The 17,445-nt window shown below is 39.8% G+C and carries 18 protein-coding genes; 7 read left to right on the top strand and 11 right to left on the bottom strand.

Features of this window, described 5'->3' with window-relative positions; genetic code table 11:
* Positions 1-45: 45 nt before the first annotated feature.
* Entirely contained in the window at positions 46-108 is a 63-nt protein-coding gene (locus KHA99_RS31610) for an SEC-C metal-binding domain-containing protein (RefSeq protein ID WP_372447631.1), read from the bottom strand.
* A 192-nt stretch (positions 109-300) separates the two neighbouring features.
* Positions 301-636, bottom strand: coding sequence for a hypothetical protein (locus KHA99_RS22170; protein ID WP_213119633.1), 336 nt, complete (start codon positions 634-636; stop codon positions 301-303).
* Positions 637-1,113: 477 nt separating this feature from the next.
* Between KHA99_RS22170 and KHA99_RS22165 the strand changes: the two genes are divergently transcribed.
* Both KHA99_RS22165 and KHA99_RS22160 read left to right on the top strand, forming a co-directional pair.
* Complete coding sequence (locus KHA99_RS22165) at positions 1,114-4,965, top strand: hypothetical protein (protein ID WP_213119632.1); 3,852 nt, start codon at positions 1,114-1,116, stop codon at positions 4,963-4,965.
* Between the two features lie 238 nt (positions 4,966-5,203).
* A complete protein-coding gene (locus tag KHA99_RS22160; RefSeq protein WP_213119631.1) occupies positions 5,204-5,626 on the top strand; it encodes a hypothetical protein in 423 nt (140 codons plus the stop codon).
* A gap of 3 nt (positions 5,627-5,629) precedes the next feature.
* Here the strand turns inward: KHA99_RS22160 and KHA99_RS22155 are convergent, their stop codons facing one another.
* The 3 genes from KHA99_RS22155 to KHA99_RS22145 form a co-directional block, all read right to left on the bottom strand.
* Complete coding sequence (locus KHA99_RS22155; RefSeq protein ID WP_213119630.1) at positions 5,630-7,708, bottom strand: sigma-70 family RNA polymerase sigma factor; 2,079 nt, start codon at positions 7,706-7,708, stop codon at positions 5,630-5,632.
* A gap of 43 nt (positions 7,709-7,751) precedes the next feature.
* Positions 7,752-7,955, bottom strand: coding sequence for a hypothetical protein (locus KHA99_RS22150; protein WP_213119629.1), 204 nt, complete (start codon positions 7,953-7,955; stop codon positions 7,752-7,754).
* 411 nt (positions 7,956-8,366) lie between these two features.
* A complete protein-coding gene (locus KHA99_RS22145; RefSeq protein WP_213119628.1) occupies positions 8,367-9,968 on the bottom strand; it encodes a catalase in 1,602 nt (533 codons plus the stop codon).
* Positions 9,969-10,197: 229 nt separating this feature from the next.
* On the opposite strand from KHA99_RS22145, the gene KHA99_RS22140 reads away from it, so the two are divergent.
* The 3 genes from KHA99_RS22140 (at position 10,198) to KHA99_RS22130 (ending at position 11,018) form a co-directional block, all read left to right on the top strand.
* Positions 10,198-10,416 carry a DUF1659 domain-containing protein gene (locus KHA99_RS22140; protein ID WP_213119627.1) on the top strand — a complete coding sequence of 73 codons (219 nt, stop codon included), beginning with the start codon at positions 10,198-10,200 and terminating at the stop codon, positions 10,414-10,416.
* 150 nt (positions 10,417-10,566) lie between these two features.
* The gene (locus KHA99_RS22135) at positions 10,567-10,785 is read left to right on the top strand and encodes a DUF2922 domain-containing protein (RefSeq protein WP_213119626.1); all 219 of its coding nucleotides are present in this window, start codon (positions 10,567-10,569) and stop codon (positions 10,783-10,785) included.
* A gap of 89 nt (positions 10,786-10,874) precedes the next feature.
* A complete protein-coding gene (locus KHA99_RS22130) occupies positions 10,875-11,018 on the top strand; it encodes a YvrJ family protein (protein ID WP_249366818.1) in 144 nt (47 codons plus the stop codon).
* A 387-nt stretch (positions 11,019-11,405) separates the two neighbouring features.
* Here KHA99_RS22130 and KHA99_RS22125 read toward each other — a convergent pair whose 3' ends face one another.
* Positions 11,406-11,948: a TetR/AcrR family transcriptional regulator gene (locus KHA99_RS22125; RefSeq protein ID WP_213119624.1), complete on the bottom strand. Its 543-nt coding sequence runs from the start codon at positions 11,946-11,948 to the stop codon at positions 11,406-11,408.
* A 176-nt stretch (positions 11,949-12,124) separates the two neighbouring features.
* Here KHA99_RS22125 and KHA99_RS22120 point away from each other — a divergent pair, with 176 nt between their 5' ends.
* Together KHA99_RS22120 and KHA99_RS22115 are read left to right on the top strand one after the other, a co-directional pair.
* Complete coding sequence (locus tag KHA99_RS22120; RefSeq protein WP_213119623.1) at positions 12,125-13,057, top strand: DsbA family protein; 933 nt, start codon at positions 12,125-12,127, stop codon at positions 13,055-13,057.
* 12 nt (positions 13,058-13,069) lie between these two features.
* Positions 13,070-13,375, top strand: coding sequence for a monooxygenase (locus KHA99_RS22115; RefSeq protein ID WP_213119622.1), 306 nt, complete (start codon positions 13,070-13,072; stop codon positions 13,373-13,375).
* Between the two features lie 98 nt (positions 13,376-13,473).
* Here the strand turns inward: KHA99_RS22115 and KHA99_RS22110 are convergent, their stop codons facing one another.
* The 5 genes from KHA99_RS22110 to KHA99_RS22090 all read right to left on the bottom strand — a co-directional run bounded on the left by KHA99_RS22110 (position 13,474) and on the right by KHA99_RS22090 (position 17,339).
* Positions 13,474-14,166 carry an aspartate/glutamate racemase family protein gene (locus KHA99_RS22110; protein WP_213119621.1) on the bottom strand — a complete coding sequence of 231 codons (693 nt, stop codon included), beginning with the start codon at positions 14,164-14,166 and terminating at the stop codon, positions 13,474-13,476.
* A 91-nt stretch (positions 14,167-14,257) separates the two neighbouring features.
* A complete protein-coding gene (locus KHA99_RS22105; protein WP_213119620.1) occupies positions 14,258-14,656 on the bottom strand; it encodes an ester cyclase in 399 nt (132 codons plus the stop codon).
* A 349-nt stretch (positions 14,657-15,005) separates the two neighbouring features.
* On the bottom strand, positions 15,006-15,377 hold the full coding sequence (locus KHA99_RS22100; RefSeq protein ID WP_307852131.1) for an SDR family oxidoreductase: 372 nt from the start codon (positions 15,375-15,377) through the stop codon (positions 15,006-15,008).
* Complete coding sequence (locus KHA99_RS22095; protein ID WP_284037937.1) at positions 15,325-15,537, bottom strand: hypothetical protein; 213 nt, start codon at positions 15,535-15,537, stop codon at positions 15,325-15,327. Before KHA99_RS22095 ends, KHA99_RS22100 begins: the two co-directional genes overlap by 53 nt.
* A gap of 254 nt (positions 15,538-15,791) precedes the next feature.
* Positions 15,792-17,339: a long-chain-fatty-acid--CoA ligase gene (locus tag KHA99_RS22090; RefSeq protein ID WP_213119618.1), complete on the bottom strand. Its 1,548-nt coding sequence runs from the start codon at positions 17,337-17,339 to the stop codon at positions 15,792-15,794.
* Positions 17,340-17,445 lie beyond the last annotated feature (106 nt).

Below are 17,445 nucleotides of genomic sequence, written 5' to 3'. Positions count from 1 at the left end.
TTTGAATCTTCAAAGTTCCTCGCTACAATCAAAAATCCTTAACCTCTATCTCCCGCAAAAAAGTTTAAACTTTTTTCCACTTCCACAAGAACACGGGGCGTTATCCATTTCCAACTGAATATTGATATAGAACAAATTATTTCTTGTATATACACGCATATTTTATAAAAAAAAGACCGACCATGCAGCAACATGACCGGTTAAGCAATAAACGGTTCCATCAAACGGGTAGGTTTGGTAAAAATAATCCACCAGAGCACCTCTGATTAAGGGAAAGTAATATTTTGTTATATTTTTTGTTTATTCGCAAAATCTCGAATTAAAATTCGAAAGGAAAGTATTTAATTCATTGTCTGATTGAAATTTAAAAGAATAGCCATAATTGATTGGCTGTTTTCCCTTATTCCTTTTCTTAGGAAACTGTTTTAAAGCAGTACTATGATACTTCTTAAAGCTTTTAGTTTCTAATTCTTCATTTCCTTCAACTATTTTCGGATTTAAAACAATTGAAATCTCCTGATTTGGTAGTAAATAAACTACTTGTTTTACAAAAATATTCTCAAATTCTACAGCTTTTGTTGTTTCTTTTTTTATATTATAGTTATTTTTCAAAAAGATTTCTTTCAGATTATTCATTGCTAAATACTCCCTCTGATAATTTTTTCTATGAACTACTGTTCCAATTTATCTTTCCTTGCCCATTAAAAATGATTATGTACATAAACCCTGGTGGATAAGCTCTTATGCGGAAAGGTCTCCTACAAGGGCTTTTTAAGATTAATTATAATTCTAACAGATTTAGAAAAAATGTATCTACCATATTTGGTAAAACTGAGTGATTAATCACGCAAAAATAAAAAGTACTGTTTTAATATATCATTATTAATGCATGTTTTTCCTTCATGCTTTCCAACCAAAGACCCTCAAAGTTTATTAAGTTGAAAAGATGTTTACAAAGAGAATTAAGGGGATTATAATAATAATCACAATTGTCAAAATTATCAAATTATAATTCTCCCTTCATTTGTTCAACTATTGATAACATGATTCTTGCGACAGTGAAGATATTAAATAAAATCATGAGAGATATGCTCTCTAAATTGGAGGTAAGCTATGCCGCTTTGGCCGCTTTCACAACCAACGCACCTCGGCATTTTCGTGACCGATCCGGTAACTGGTCAACCCACGAAAAACCTTTCCCTTTATGCAGAAGTCGCAATTCCACAAATAGTTCCATCACCCCCTCCCGAGACACGATTCATCGAACATATATATACAGCACTTAACGAAATTGATCCATCAATTACAGCTGCCATTCGCACTTCGGTAGAGCGGGCTGTGTCACAAGCACTGACGAAAATGATAGACAAGGCGAGTCTAGACGCGCTTCGTACTCAAGATTTTAACAAAGCTAGAAATGTATTTGTGTACATTTTCAAGGAAGTGCTCAACATGGCCGGGCGCGACCACTACACCGACATTAAGTCATCTGATCTCGAACCGTTGATCATTACCGCTCTTAAGCAAGCGGCAAAGGAGTTCGGACTCATTCTTTTGGAAACGCCCGAGGATTCAAGTTACATATGGGCCGATCCCCTCGGCGTACTGACGACAGACCATGTTGGCTATGCTTCCTTCGATTTAAGACGCCTGCGCCCTGAGGTTCGCCAAATGCTGACGGATGCAATCGAGATACGCCGCAACGATCCCAATTCGGTGCTCAAAATCGCAATATGGGTACAGCCATACGGACAAGATGAGCGGTTCGATGCACTAGCGCAGGCACGCTTTGCTTTTGATGCCGTGGTGGCTCGCTTGTCGATCAAAGCCCCTGTCATGCCTGCCGCTTTAAACAATATGGGACTACGGGCGCTCCAGAATCCTGCGCTAACCGATTGGCGGCTGTCACCCGCATCATTCGCCGCCAGTCCAAAGACGCTGGTCGGAGAGGACGGCTGTGAGGAACTTGTGCCTGCGAACCTGGCGCTGCAAGAATTCGTCCTTCGTCAAGTAGTGCGTGTAACGGATCCGACGGATGACCTGAAACTGCCCGGTGAATGCAAGTTTGCCTATGTCGATGAGTACAAAGTGTCCTGGTACCAGCTAGGTCATTCACTAGGCGAAATTTTATACAGCCTTCCTCTTGCACCCGGTGAGAACGTGAAGCTAGCGGTCATAGACTGGTCCTGGGACAATTTAACAAAGCGTGATGAAAAGACCAAACTGACCGAGGAGTTGCTGCATCAAACCCATCGAGATCGCACTATCACCGAAATAATGAGAGCTGGACTTAAAGAATTTCAGCACGGCTCGTCGTTCATGGGCGGAACCGCAATCTCGGCAGGTGCGACAGGCGCATTAGGTCCGATTGGCGCCGCGCTTGGCGTTACTGGGAGTCTCGGCGGTTCAACTGCAACCACGGACGGAAGTCGTGAACTAGCGGCAGAGAACGTTCAGCGACTAATGGACACCTTCTCACAAGCAAGCTCGGCCCAGCGCGAGATCAATTCGACGGTAGTCATTCAAGCCCGTCAGGAGGAGAAGGAGAGCATCCAGACAAGGACATTCACCAACTATAACCATAGTCACACGCTCACAATTCTTTATTACGAGGTACTCCGCCATTTTCGGGTCGAGGTTGATTGGATTCGTAGACGACCTGCTTTACTAATCCAGCTACCGGAAAGAAAAAAGGAATTCACTGACGAGGATCTTATTAGTTACCGCTATCAGTTTGAACCGATGCTACTGGATCCGACACTAAGGACTGCCTTTGATGCTTTAGAAAAGAGAGAGGCAATCAAAGAATACCAAGAAGTGAACGGGATTAAGCCAAAAGAATCAGTACCCTCCGGCTGGGAAGGTGATATCGAGTTTGGTCTTTTTGAAATCGGACTTAAAACGGCAGAGGGCTTAAAAGATAAAACTGACGAGTTGGTTATGGCAAACCTCATTATTTGGGACGGACAACAAGTACACCGTCCTCTGCTTCAATTATGGGAAAAACATAATCCAACTGACAATGTCAACATAGGTAATCGCCTAAACGACACTGCGATGGGTTGGTTTATTGCCGTGCCAAAAGATTATGCTTCAGGCAAAGTCAAGTGGTCACATCTGGTTGGCTTTGAGTTTGTATTGTATGATTCTGACGAGTGGCGGCTGGATCGCCTAGCAATAAACGGCTTTCATGCCAATGGTGCCATCGCCTTAATCGAAAACAGCGATGTTGATTACTATTTCGATACAAATGGAAGCTCTAACACTGTAACATTCATTAAGCGGCCTGGCCCGCACCCTGCTCCAATTCCGCGGATCCCCAATCCGGAGCAAAGTTTAACGCAGGAAGAGTTACACCAGATAAAAAAGCTAGACGCACATTTCAAAAATAATATAGACTACTACAATCGCGTTCTGCTGCTAGGCACTGAGCCAAGCTCCATTGCGATACAAATGGAGGGAAAGGGCTATGCTGACAAAGTAGATCCTACACCACTCGAGGTGATGGGAAGCTACGTTGCCTACCCCCTCGCGAAAACGGAAACGCAAATCGACGAAACGCTGGCTGTCGATCTTTCTGCCGCCCTAAACGGCAATGACCCAAACCGGCGGCAATGGGCACAAAACAAGCTGGACGCCATGGGCGAAGCGGACCGCAAAAAGATGCTTGAACATGTCGCACTAGCATCAACAAAGTCTGAACGATTAATCACACTTCCGACGCGCGGTGTATTTGCTGAAGGCAAGCTCGGTCACTGCAACATCTCAGAAGAGATCGACAACACGAGATTTTGGAAATGGGAAGAACATCCGATTCCTTTCGAGGCTACTGGGATAAATCCGGTCACTCCAATACAGCCGCAGCCACAGCAAATAGATGCAATGCCTACACCGTTTCCGCAATCTCTTGTTAATATTGTGAATCCGTCATCGGCGCCTGATCCATCGGGTCTAGCGGCAGCGATGAGCCTTCTAGCAACACCTGATATTTTCCGCGATATGTCTGGGCGGCAAGAAGTTTCAGACCTGCTAAAAAGACTCTCAGACAATACCATCGAGATTGCCGAAGCCGGTAACAAAGCGCGCGAGATTCAAACAAAATACATGAACGATCTCGATCGCCAACAGAAAGAATACGACCTTGGAATATATAAAGCTGCAGCCGAGGTTGAAGGTAAAAAAGTGGAAGCTGAAGCGAAAAGAGCTGCGCAGGCTCAAGCAGCAAAGGCAGAGGCTGATGCCAAGAAAGCCGAAGCGGATGCCAAGAAAGCCGAAGCGGATGCTGCAAAAAGCCAGTCAGAAGCAGCCACATATTTTCCTAAAAAACAACGTGATGCAATTAGAGAGAATGCAGCCCAAAACTTAATCAAGCCTAATAAAAACGTGGAATTAATTTTTCAAATGAACCATTCTATTACCAATCAACCGTTAGATGGAGAGTTTAATGTCATTGTGGTTGGTGGTCAACAAGAAGAATTTTCAGAGTTCAACTCTTCGGCTGGAATCGGTAAAGTCTCCATTCCACTCGAACCGGGAGAATATGCGATTACTATTAGCGGCAGAAGAACAAGTTTGCCTCGTGCCATGTTATCCCAAGTTACAATTCCAGCAGTAGGCAATCAACCTGCTTTTAACGTAAACTTATCAGAGCGTATATCGCCTAAAGAAATTTTACTTAGTGGTACCGGAAAATTTTCAGTTCCTGCCAACGCAAAGCGTATAGTCCTCTCGATTAGTGCCGTAGAAAAGGATGATGGAAAGGTTACGATGGAAGTTGATTATTCCCGGGAACAAGGTGTAGAAATTCAAGGGGGATTCGAGCTAGGAGCGAAATTGAAAGACTTTGAACTTGGGAAAGTCGGTTTCACTGGTACCTCCATTGACATAGGTACAAACGGAACGAAACATTCAATTCCGATCACTTTTGTCTACTTGACGGGTGGATTGAGTATCTCTCAACACTGAAATAATAGGATAGCCACGAGGACGGTTCTCGTGGCCTTTTTCATTCATTTCTTTAATTAAAAAAGCCAGCAGAAACGTCCTTCTGGCAGAAGGAATTTTTAATTCAATTTATTAAACTGAAAAATTTCAGTTCTTTCTTCACCCGTTAACATATCTTTGATTTTAAAATTATTATTTTTTACTTCGTCCTCCCCAATTATAATTACATTACGTACTTTTTCTTTATTTGCTATTTCAAGTGCAAACGATCGTTTCCCGTCATGTTAATCCAATTGATACTGCTGTTGTTTCCTGTACAGAAATGCATACAGACGGAATTAGAAATGCGATTCCTACGAATGTAGAAATAAAGGGAGATACCAGAAGCTTCACGCCGGAAGTTCAAAAGTTACTTGAGAACAAAATGAGAAAACTTTGTGAGGGTATCTGCGATATGTATGGAGCCTTGGTTACCTCTGAAATGGTAGATATGGCATCAAACCCTAAAAATGATAAAACCGCTAGCGTTGTTATGGAGAAAATCTTATCTTATGACCATTCAGTGTTGCAGTTTAAAGCGGGATTGTTGATGGATCAAAAACTTGCGAATGAAGTACTAGAGATTTTAGATTATTCGATGGCTGAAGCTGCAAATATGTATGACAAAACAGGTAAGCGATAATTTTTATTTCAAAGAAATCTTCACAACATCATCCAAATATTTCGTTGTATTATATCCATAAATTTCAAGATTCTTAGGAATCACTTTCTCTCCAGCTTTTTTACCTTCTATCCGCATGCTTTGAACTGTAGCGAAATATTGGGGCTGCTCGATTTCTTCAAATGAGACAGGGGTTACAGCATTCATATCGTATTTTACCCCGTTTTTATCAACGATCACTACTTCAGAATTCATCTCCACTGAGCTGAGCTCATTTTCATCCTCAACCACAATATTAAAGTTAAGCGCCTCAAATGCTCGATTCTCGATTTCATTATTGCTTATGACAATCACGGTAGGCTGTCCATCTTCCAGCTTGTCGATGGAGATTGTACTGCCTGCATATTCAAAGGTTTGAGGGTATTCCAGAGACGCATCCAGCTCAATGGATTTTTGGTCTTCAACAGCTATATTAATAAATCCGAATTGAACGTTAATCTCTTTTGGTTCTTCTCCATAAAGTGGGGCAAAGTTTGTTTGAAAAGTACTCCAATTCAGGTCTTGATGTGAATCCAAAAAAGAGCCGCCATATCTATCAGCTTTCAATTTTTTATTGTTCACTTCGATATTGTCAATATTAAGAACTTCTATCCGCTTCTTTGGCTGCACATTATTAATAGCATATTGAAGAAGTGTCGCTGTTGGAGCAATGGTTAGCTTATCAATTAGAACTGGGATCCCCTCGACAACTGTTTCTCCATCCAACGCATATTCGATGGAGGACTGCTTTGTTACAGGAATCTCGAAGTTCCACTCCCCTGTTGCATTTTCCATATTCTCATACCCATTAAAACCATGCTTGTCAGATGAATCACGTAACAATTTCTGAAGTTTTGTAATCTTCAGCTTGATGGTCCCGTTATCCTTTGTCAGTGGCCGCAAACTGATCTTTCCTTGATACACGTTCTTTTCTTTATTATTTATATCCGATTTAAGGTCAGGTGGATAGTACCTTGGATTTGTTTCACGACTCATGATTTCATATTCGTTCTCCACAAAAACCCCATCATCGTAATTCATCATATATTGGTTTTCTTCATCCATATCTTCTATTTCATAAAAAACAAGCGTCTGAACATCATCAGCAATCGCGCCTTTAATTCTAATTTTCACCCCATCGCTTTCCGCTTCCAGGTTTAGCCTATCACCCAGGTCATGTTGCAAAAAGGCACGCAACTCTTGATTTTCTTCAGTCCAATAATAGTAGAGGTTGGTAATGGTCCCTGTAAAAACTTCTAGACCTAGTAACAACACTAAAACACCAGCAATAACAATCCCTATTCTTCTCCGTTTCTTGGTCTTCAATTGTCTGTGCTTTTCTTTTTCAACCAGCCTTGCTTTGACGTTCCCTAAGAAATCAGATGGAACACGGAAATCCTCCATCCTTTCAGTAAGGTTTAACATCGTTAACATAACATCCTGAAAGGCAGTTAAATCCTCCTGACAGACTTGACAATGATAAATATGTATCTCGAAATCAATCTTTTTCGACCGTTCCAGGTTTCTTTCTAAGTAATCGATGTAATACCTATGGTACTCCTTGCAGCCATTAAAGGATGACCCGTACCACATTTCTTTTTTTAGTGACTGGATACCAGAAAACAAATACTCTTTCATCTTTTCCACTGAAACTTGGAGAAGATGAGCTGCTTCCTCGTGAGAGACTCCTTTTATATATGTAAGGGCAACCGCTTCTTTCTCATACTTCTTCAACTGATCAAGGGCTTTAAATAAATCCTGTCGTGGTTCACTTTCCTCTAAAGTTTGTAAACTTCCATCGTGAGAAAGCTCCCGGCAGGTATGTATGAAAATGGATGTAACCCATGTATCGAATGATGTTTGATTATTAAATCGAGGCAACTCCTTGTGGACTTTTATAATAGCCCGGTAAAAAAGCTCTTCCATTTGCTGCTGATTCCTAAGATAGGTCCAGCCAAGTGTAAAGTATAATAGTTTATGCTGATCGAACCAATCAACGATAGATTCCACGTTTTTTTCTCTAATCATAGTGATTGACATGGAATCTATTTTTGCAGGGATCATAAATGTGTTTCCCCCTTTTAACTATCACTTGTATTATCAGAATTTATTTACTTTTTCTTTGATTGATATATTTTTGTGTTAGTATTCCTGCATTATAGACTGAAAAAATCATCACAAGGTAAAGTATAAATTGAGAAAAATGGAATTCTCCTTCACCAGTAAACTTTATATAATTAAAAGAATTGTAGATAAAGCAAATTGCAACTAAAATTGATAAGATGAATTGACCATTTAAAGATTTAATCATCGTACCCCTCCAATCGTGATTCAGACAAATTCTAGGTTTCTAGTAAAAACCTTTCCCCTAAACAACAACCATATTATACCATATTAGGGTTGTTCCATCACTACACAGATATGTATGGTTGGAAGATTATGTGGATTGCAGAAATCTCAATTGAAAACATCTTTTATACTATTGCTTCAAAATATCAAAAATCAGCATCAAATTGGAAATACAACAGTAAATACAACTAGTTTTTGGTGTCGATACAGAGTACACATGAGCGGATGAAGCTTTGAAGGATATTTCCGACGTCATAAATAAAGCCAACTACTCTATTTTAGGAATAGTTGGCTTATATTCATGCGGAATTTAGGTATTACTGATGATAATTGTTTCAATAGAATCCTTAAGAACTTCCCCACGGTATAAAAATTAATAAGGGTCTGCTTCTTGTCCCATCTGTTTTGCTTTGTGGGCTGCTTCATCTGCTGCTGCTGAACTGGTATTGCTGGAATCCTTGGTCGCTTCCATTGTTTGGGCTAAACCTTCTTTGACTCGTTTTCCATATTCCTCATCCGCATTCGTAAAATATTCAAGCATCTTATCTTGGATTTCAGGCCGGCAGATTTTAAGTGCCTCTACCAAATTACCGATGAGTTCATCCCTTTCCCAATCCTCGAAGCTACGATAGGTCTCTCCAGCTTGACCAAAATCATTGGTGCGGTCAATTTTTTCACGAACCAATTTATCGTTATAGTGCGGTTCATGGACTTTACCTATTTGCTCTGCTTCCTTTAGGCCTCCTATCACGGAAGGCTCATAATTGACATGTGGATTTTGACCAGGGGCGAGATCCACATGATAGGACATTTGGCCTCCGCGCTGATTGGTTGCCACGCGCTTTTTCGGCGCATTAATCGGAAGCTGTAAATAGTTCGTTCCTACTCGATAGCGCTGGGTATCGGAATAGGAAAATGTTCTGCCTTGGAGCATCTTATCATCCGAGAAATCCAGTCCATCAACCAATACACCTGTACCGAACGCGGCCTGCTCGACTTCATTAAAGTAGTTTTCTGGATTTTTGTTTAAAACCATTTTTCCAACTTTTAAAAACGGATATTTGTCTGTCGGCCATAGTTTTGTATCATCCAAGGGATCAAAATCCAACTCTGGATGGTCATCATCACTCATAATTTGAACGCAAAGTTCCCACTCCGGAAAATCACCACGCTCAATGGCCTCGTACAAATCCTGAGTAGCATGGCTGACATTTTTAGCTTGGATTGCTTCTGCTTCCTTTTGCGTAAGATTTTTAATACCTTGTTGCAGCGGTTCCCAATGGTACTTAATTAACACCGCCTCACCGTCTTTGTTAACCCATTTGTATGTATTGACACCCGAACCCTGCATCTGACGGTAATTAGCAGGAATACCCCAAGGGGAAAATAGAAACGTAACCATATGGGTGGCCTCCGGGGTACGAGAGAGAAAATCAAACATTCGTTCCGGATTACTTAAATTAGAGACTGGGTCGGGCTTAAAAGCATGAATCATGTCTGGAAATTTCATCGCATCCCGAATGAAGAATATTTTTAGATTATTTCCAACAAGGTCCCAATTCCCATCCTCTGTATAAAATTTAACTGCAAAGCCTCTTGGATCACGGGCAGTTTCAGGAGATTCCGCGGCACCCGCAACGGTTGAAAAACGAACAAAAACTGGTGTGCGTTTTCCAGATTCCTGGAATAACTTGGCTCTTGTATATTTGGCAATGGACTCATCTCCTACTTTACCATACGCTTCAAAATAACCATGTGCACCCGCTCCGCGAGCATGTACAACTCTTTCAGGCACTCTTTCACGATCAAAATGAGAAATTTTCTCTATAAAATCATAATTCTCAAGCGTGGATGGACCCCGATTCCCTATTGTTCTAATATTTTGGTTATCTGTTACAGGATGACCTTGACGATTCGTTAAGGAATCAACACTTTCACCAGTCCCCTTCAGTTTTTCCGATTGATTTTCTTTCAATTTCGCTCCTCCATCTCTGCAAATTAATTCTATTTATTTATTTCCAATTCACATTCATGTATGTGCTTTCCATATTAAAGTTTCAGATGGACTGTTTTCATGTTTTTTTCAGGTCCACTGAAAAAGAGCAGATGGACCATCACTTCGAAAAAAATAGAATAAATTTTTCTCCCCCCTGTCCTTTTCGCCTCCAAAAAGCTAAATAAAAGGTGAAAGGAGGTGAACTACGATGGCACAAGCATTATTAGAAGGTTCAAAGCTTCGGTTGGCATTTCAGGTCGACATTGATGAAAAAGGAAATCCAGTCGTAAAAACCAAAACGTTTAGCAACATCAAAAAGGAATCAACCGCTGACCAGTTATTCCAGGTTGCACTAGCCATTTCTGCATTATGCAACGATCCGCTTAACAAAACCGAGCGCAGTGACAGCACTGAATTAACTGCGTAATCAAGAATGATGCACGGGGACGGTTCTCATGGTCTAAAAGCTGTAACAGGCTATAAATCATCGAATCTTCCAATCTAACATGGATGTAACCATTTAAAAATTGAGGCAAAAGAACCGTTCCCATGCCTCAAAGAAAGGAGGTGAAAAAGTATGGCAATGACGTTGGAGTTGTTGTTTGGTACGGAGTTTGGGAAGACTGCTCGGATTGCGGTTGATAATCCTAAGGAGCCTGTTGATGAGGCTGCTGTTAAGCAGGCTATGGAACAAATTATTGCTGCGGATGTATTTACATCTGCTAGCGGACGATATGTTTCTTCGAAAGGCGCGAGAGTCATCGACCGCAATGTGGTTGAGTATGAAATTGTCTAAACTTAAGGTAGTCTAGTCAAATTCGATAGTGTTTAGGAAAGAGGCCGGTTCTGAATCCGGCCTCTTTTTAAAAATTGGAAAGGAGGAGAATGTTTGTGGATCAAATCATTTCATTCATCAACGAGGTAGGATTCCCCATCGTTGTGACACTTTATCTGCTTTATCGGATTGAATCAAAGCTGGATTTAGTAGTGCAGTCGATACAGAGTCTGCCTGAGCGGATGAAGGTGTGAAGGTAAATTTCCAATCATCATTTAACTTTTCAAGTATAAAGAGGTAGTTTGAATACTGACAGCTGAGGAACCTATAGTTGAATAAGAAAAAAAGCTGCCAGAGTGACAGCCTCAAACTTAAATAAAACACAGGTTTAACAATAACTCATAAAAATGCAGTTGCAATTAAGATAAGTTCTTATTCAGCTAACCTGTCCAATATATACAGTATTCCAAGGCGTAGTATTTAACGTAAATAATGTTAAATACTACGCCTTGGTTTTCTTTAAATATTATTATTCACAATCTTTTTGTCATACCTAATGGTTTATAGGCTCAGGCTATTAATCAAGGAACCTTCAAACCTCCCATACAGGAGTTTTGAGGCAAAAGAACCGTCCCCATGCATCACTTTATGATGAATGGGATGAGTGGTTTGATGTATTCTTCTGGCGGTACTTCCCTATTTCTTCTCCATTCTACTGCTGTTCCGTAGAGTCCCCAGCTTAGCATGACGGCTGTTTGTTTTAGTGCTTGATTTTCATCATTCGGTTGTCTTTTTAATAGCATTTTGTAAAAAATGATTTCTAGTTGTTCCCTTATAATACGAGCGATGGTGTCTTCGTAGCCTCTGTGGCAGCGCTTGGATAAGGAATTTTGAAAATTTGTAATGGCTACGAAGATACTAACAATCGTTTCTTCATTTAGTTCGTTTTGATCGACCTGATCGGAATTCAAATTGATCAATAGGACTTCCGATAGGACCTTTTCTAATAAGTCATATTTATCCTCGAAATGATAATAAAAGGTTGCACGATTGACCATTGCCTCTGTTGTAATATCTTTAATGGTAATATCCTTGAATTCCTTTTTACCTGAGATTTCAATAAACGAATCCATGATTAATTTACGTGTCCGAAGAATTCGGGGGTCCGTTTTTTCCTGTTCCATTCAAAAATACCTCCTACTTTTTCGACAATTTTTCAAATGTGTTGTATATACGATAAATCCAATTATCTATTGGTATTGGTGTTTTTCATTATGTACTACAATGCAATTGTACAACAAATATGAAATCAATTCTAAGTAAGCAACTTTTTTAACAAACACTAAGGAGGTATCTCGAAATGAATGAAAATAATAACATGATTTGTGATTTAGAAACAGGCGTATGTGGTGTAGTTGAAGAGGAAAATATGGAAATCATTGATTTCAATCAACCAAAGAAAACCGTTAATGTATATTATGTGACAGACCCGATCTGCTCCCATTGCTGGGCACTCGAACCAGTTCTTCGCCGTTTTGTAGAGCAGTATGGCCAGCATTTTAACTTCCATACGGTTATGGGCGGCTTGCTGGAAAAATGGCATGATGGCCCCATCGATCCGGCAAATGGCATCTTTAAACCTGCGGACGTGGCTGGTCACTGGAGAGAAGTTGGTGAATATTCCCGCATGCCTATTGATGGATCGCTCATGATTGACAATCCCGTTCAATCATCCTATCCCCCTTCTCGTGTCTTTAAAGTGATTCAAAAAAATCATAACGACGCATTGGCCTTTGAATATTTACGACGTGAAAGAGAAGCCCTTTTCGCCTTTAATCAAAATATTTCAGATGAATCCATTTTGATTGAGATTGTCAACAAGCTGGGACTTGATGGAAAAGCAATTGTACATGAAGCTGAACAACAAACCGGACAACAATTATTAAATGAGGATTTCATGTTGGCACGAAACCTCGGTGTTCGTGGGTTCCCAACCATTATCATCGTCAATGAAGAAAATAAAGGAGTAAAAATTGTCGGTGCCCGTTCATTGGAAAACTATGCTGCTGGGTTAAAGCAAGTTCTAAATCTGGAAGAATTGCAGCCAAAACAACAACCATCCCTCTCTAACTTGCTTGAAAAAGAGAAACTTCTTTTTTCAAAAGAAATTGAAGTGATGTATGATCTTGAAAAATCGGAGATTAACAACTTTATTAGCAAAGAACTTTCACCAAATAGTTATCAAGTAAAGGAAATTCTAGGAGAATTGTATTTTACTACTACTACAAAATAAGGGTGATTAAAAATGGCTTACGTATTACAAGTGGATTTCAACATGAATGGACCATTCGGAAATGAAATGGCGGAGGCGTTTTCTGATTTGGCGAAAAGTATTAATGAAGAACCTGGCTTCGTGTGGAAAATCTGGACAGAAAGCCCTGAAACGAATGAAGCAGGTGGAATTTATATTTTCGAAACAAAAGAAACAGCTGAACAGTATTTAGATATGCATTCTAAACGATTAGCCGACTTTGGAATAACTAAAGTTAACGCGAAAATCTTTGCCATCAATTCTAAGCTTACTGAAATTACTAATGGTCCAGTAAAATAAATGAAGAAATAAGATGCACGGGAAGATGCACGGGGACGGTTCTCGTGCATCACTTTTGCCATAAGAAATGCTGCACGAGAACCATCCTTGTGGATTTTTCATAATTCTAACGCTTTATTTACTGATTCAATAGCATGGATGACTGTTGTATCGAACAGTGGAACTACAGAATCCTCTCGTTTCACCAGTAATCCAATTTCCGTACATCCTAATAAAATCCCTTCGGCTCCCCTGTCCACTAAATTATTGATCACTTTTTTATAATATTCTTTCGAGGTTTGCTTGATCGTACCTACACATAATTCCTCATAAATCACACTATTGATTCGCTCGATCTCATCTTTATCGGGGATCAATACATTTATCCCATTTGCCTCAATTCTAGATTTGTAGAAGTCTTCTACCATAGTATATTTCGTGCCAAGTAACCCAATTCTATTTAGGTTCATATTCTGTATTTGTTTTACGGTTGCATCTGCTATATGGAGGATCGGTATAGTTATTTTTTCGTAAATATAGTTGATGACCTTGTGCATAGTGTTGGTGCAAATCACAATGAAATCTGCTCCTGCTTTTTCCAAGGACAAAGCTGCTTCAGCCAAGGCGAGCCCCGCAGATTCCCACTCTCCACTAGCCTGGTATCGTTCAATTTCTTCAAAATCAACGTTGTATAAAATGCACTTTGCCGAATGTAATCCTCCCAATTGGCGCTTAACTTCCTCATTAATTATTCGGTAATATTCTATGGAAGATTCCCAACTCATTCCGCCTATTAAACCGATTGTTTTCATATACTTCTCCTCCATTTAATAGATAAGTAATCAAATTGTTTTCTTAATTCTCCCTATTCCGTTAGCTTCTTAGCTATGTTCCATTTTGCTTCTAGTTTTGGAAAGTTTCATGAGTTCCCTTTGGAAGTGCATCTAATTGATACAGCACATTTGCATCTGACAACTCGCACCAAAGCTCTTTAACCTTTTTTCCCTCAAAATAATAGATCATTATGCCAGTTTCCTTAACCCTTTGATTTGTAGAAGGGATATTAAACCAGCCTCCTTTATATGTGCTGAAACCTGTATATCTTACAACCAGCTTATTATCTTGTTCAATTAAATCGTTTATTTCCCATTGATCGTCTTGAAAACAGGTGCGGTACCACCCCATAAAGTCCTTTAGCTTCTGACGAGTAGAATCACCACTAGACCCATGATAAATAAAATCTTCTGAGGTTACTTCATATATAACGCTTAAATCTCCTTTTGTAAAAAGTTCAAAAACCACCGCTCTACTACTTTCTTTTCTCTGAACTAATCATAATCTGACTCCATTTCTCTCTATCTAAACTTTAAAAACGCTAAATTATTATTTTCGTTACTAATGAAATAATTTCCTTCTTACCCTCACCAGAAAAAAATTACCATAGCGGCCCCATCTTACCTTTTGTATTGCTTGTTATATATCCAACAATAAGACTAAAAGCAACTACCAATTTGAGATAGTTGGATTTTAGTCTTTTTTTGATTTTGCCCTTACCTTTTGCGGGGGCACATGCAAAACAATCGTCTATTTCCGGGAGTGAAATTCATCCACATTCTCCCAATCACTGATGCACGAGAACCGTCCCCACGCATCACATACCGCCTGTTACACCAATGCCCTCACCTGTAATGGCTGCGTCACCGGCTGAGGCTAGAAAAACAGCGGTTGCTCCAATATCTGATGGTTCTAGCAGGCGTTTCATCCATTGTTTTCCTAAGATATGATGGTTTAGGGCTTCCTCTACAGTGGTTCCATTTTCTGCTGCTAATTTAGGTAATTGTTTTTCAATTAATTCTGTTCGTACAGGTCCAGGCATAATTGCATTTACCGTGATGCCGTCTTGAGCGGTTTCAAGAGCTGCTGTTTGGGTGAATCCAACGACACCAAATTTAGCCGCTACATAGGCTGATTTATAAGCGTCTGGAAGTCTGCCATTTAGCGGAAGAAATGTTAATGATTCCAATTGTTCCGCGCTCAGCCATGATTTGATCGACCACACTTTTTACCATTTCTTCATTCGCAACGTCGACCTTATAACCCTTTGCATTTCCTAATTTAGCTGCAGCGTTTTCAGCAGCTTCCAAATTTAAATCCAAAATCGCAACAAAGTCACCATTATTGATGAATGATTTTGCAATTGCATAACCGATACCTTGTGCGGCACCTGTTACACAAATGTCAACGCAAAAATTTTTGCCATCAATTCTAAGCTTACTGAAATTACTAGAGGTCCCGTAAAATAAAAAATTAGAAAAACTTCAAAAAGAGTGGCGCGACCGCCACTCTTCTTCTTAGCAAAATAATGTACCGTAATGTTCTCGATAAAAAGCCTGAACTTATACAACATTAGTGTACCAACGTAAATATCTAGGAGGTTTCAACAGTTTACGGTCCTCTCGGAATACTGTTCTTTTATAGTACGGCGAACAATTTTCCCTGTCGGATTTTTTGGCAGCTTTTCGACAAAGTCTACCGACTTAGGTATTTTATAGCCAGCCAATTTATCACGACAATAATCAATAATTTCTTGCTCTTCGACTACTTCTCCCGATTTCAACTCAACCACTGCATGCACTTTTTCGCCCCATAGTTCATCAAATAACCCAATGACTGCTACTTCGTACACTTTTGGATGACTTGCAATTACGTTCTCCACTTCTGTAGGATAGACATTTTCCCCTCCGCTGATGATAAGGTCTTTTTTTCTGTCTCCCAGGTAAATATAACCTTCCTTATCCATTCTGGCCATATCCCCTATTGATAACCAATCTTCTCGGTGTGCTTCGCTCGTCGCTTCAGGGTTCTCCCAATACTCATCTAATACTACGCAGATGCCTTTAACATAAATCTCTCCAATCTCACCTACGGGAACTTCATTTCCACTTTCATCCAGAAGACGCACTTCCTGACCCACTACGACTTGACCGACTGAACGAGCTTTTCTCGACTGATCCACAGGTCGCAATAAGGTTACGATACCTGCTTCAGTAGCACCGTAAAATTCATATAAATCTATCCCTTCAAAAAATTTAAGGGTATCTTCTTTAGTTTTTGACATAATTGGAGCTGAACTACTCAAAAGCATCCGAAGAGATGACACATCATACTTATTTTTAATTTTTTCAGGTAAATTCAATATCATAGTAAGCATAGTCGGAACCAACGAAGTAAAAGTAATTTTCTCTGTTTCAATAATACGTAATAACTCTTCTGGATTAAAGCCAGTAGAAGGAAAGACGACACTTGTTCCACCATTCAAAGCCACCATTTGTACGAACCAAGTGGAATTCCCATGGAACATTGGCATTATTAACAGCATTTTATCTGTACAATTAATTCCCCCAAATTCCTTGGAGAACACGAGATGATTTGTTACCAGTTTCCGATGAGTAATCACTGCTCCCTTTGGAAATCCCGTCGTACCGGAAGTATATCCTATTAAAAGAGGATCGTTTTCTCTAACATCCACCTCGGGATTATCTGATGATGAGGATCTTAAACACTCATCATAATTAATGCCTTTACCCTCTTCACCTAAACCTACATAATGTGCAAGACTAGGTGTATCTTCTTTAATCTCTTCGACTATTTCAGAAAAGGATTCTTCGTATATAATCGCCTTAGCTCTAGAGTTATTAATTACATACTTAACCTCCGTGGCAGTAAAACGAAAATTTACCGGAACCACAATAATACCTGCCTTGGCCAAACCATGGTGTACCTCAAGCCATTCTGCACGATTGTAAAACAAAACTGCACAACGATCCCCTTTTTTCAGTCCCATATTCATCAAGGCATTAGCTAATCGATTAGCTCTTTCTTCTACTTCAGCATAGGTATATCTCGTCTCACCAAAAATTATTGCCGTTTTGTTAGAGTATTTTGCAGCAGTAATAGATAGTAATTTTCCAAGTGTGAATTCCATTATGAACCCCCCTCACATTTATACTCTATTAGAGACCCGAAATCTTATATCTTCAAGGTTTTCGGGTCCACCCATTATTGATAATTTAGAATTAAAAATTCACTAA

The sequence above is a fragment of the Neobacillus rhizophilus genome (assembly GCF_018343535.1).
Lineage (GTDB): Bacteria > Bacillota > Bacilli > Bacillales > Cytobacillaceae > Neobacillus > Neobacillus rhizophilus.
This window is presented reverse-complemented; position numbering and strand designations above follow the sequence as displayed.

Excerpts from the sequence above, each read along its gene's own strand:
- KHA99_RS22170 (WP_213119633.1), bottom strand. The coding sequence starts at position 636 with ATGAATAATCTGAAAGAAATCTTTTTGAAAAATAACTATAATATAAAA.
- KHA99_RS22165 (WP_213119632.1), top strand. The coding sequence starts at position 1,114 with ATGCCGCTTTGGCCGCTTTCACAACCAACGCACCTCGGCATTTTCGTG.
- KHA99_RS22155 (WP_213119630.1), bottom strand. The coding sequence starts at position 7,708 with ATGATCCCTGCAAAAATAGATTCCATGTCAATCACTATGATTAGAGAA.
- KHA99_RS22150 (WP_213119629.1), bottom strand. The coding sequence starts at position 7,955 with ATGATTAAATCTTTAAATGGTCAATTCATCTTATCAATTTTAGTTGCA.
- KHA99_RS22140 (WP_213119627.1), top strand. The coding sequence starts at position 10,198 with ATGGCACAAGCATTATTAGAAGGTTCAAAGCTTCGGTTGGCATTTCAG.
- KHA99_RS22135 (WP_213119626.1), top strand. The coding sequence starts at position 10,567 with ATGGCAATGACGTTGGAGTTGTTGTTTGGTACGGAGTTTGGGAAGACT.
- KHA99_RS22130 (WP_249366818.1), top strand. The coding sequence starts at position 10,875 with ATGTTTGTGGATCAAATCATTTCATTCATCAACGAGGTAGGATTCCCC.
- KHA99_RS22125 (WP_213119624.1), bottom strand. The coding sequence starts at position 11,948 with ATGGAACAGGAAAAAACGGACCCCCGAATTCTTCGGACACGTAAATTA.
- KHA99_RS22120 (WP_213119623.1), top strand. The coding sequence starts at position 12,125 with ATGAATGAAAATAATAACATGATTTGTGATTTAGAAACAGGCGTATGT.
- KHA99_RS22115 (WP_213119622.1), top strand. The coding sequence starts at position 13,070 with ATGGCTTACGTATTACAAGTGGATTTCAACATGAATGGACCATTCGGA.
- KHA99_RS22110 (WP_213119621.1), bottom strand. The coding sequence starts at position 14,166 with ATGAAAACAATCGGTTTAATAGGCGGAATGAGTTGGGAATCTTCCATA.
- KHA99_RS22090 (WP_213119618.1), bottom strand. The coding sequence starts at position 17,339 with ATGGAATTCACACTTGGAAAATTACTATCTATTACTGCTGCAAAATAC.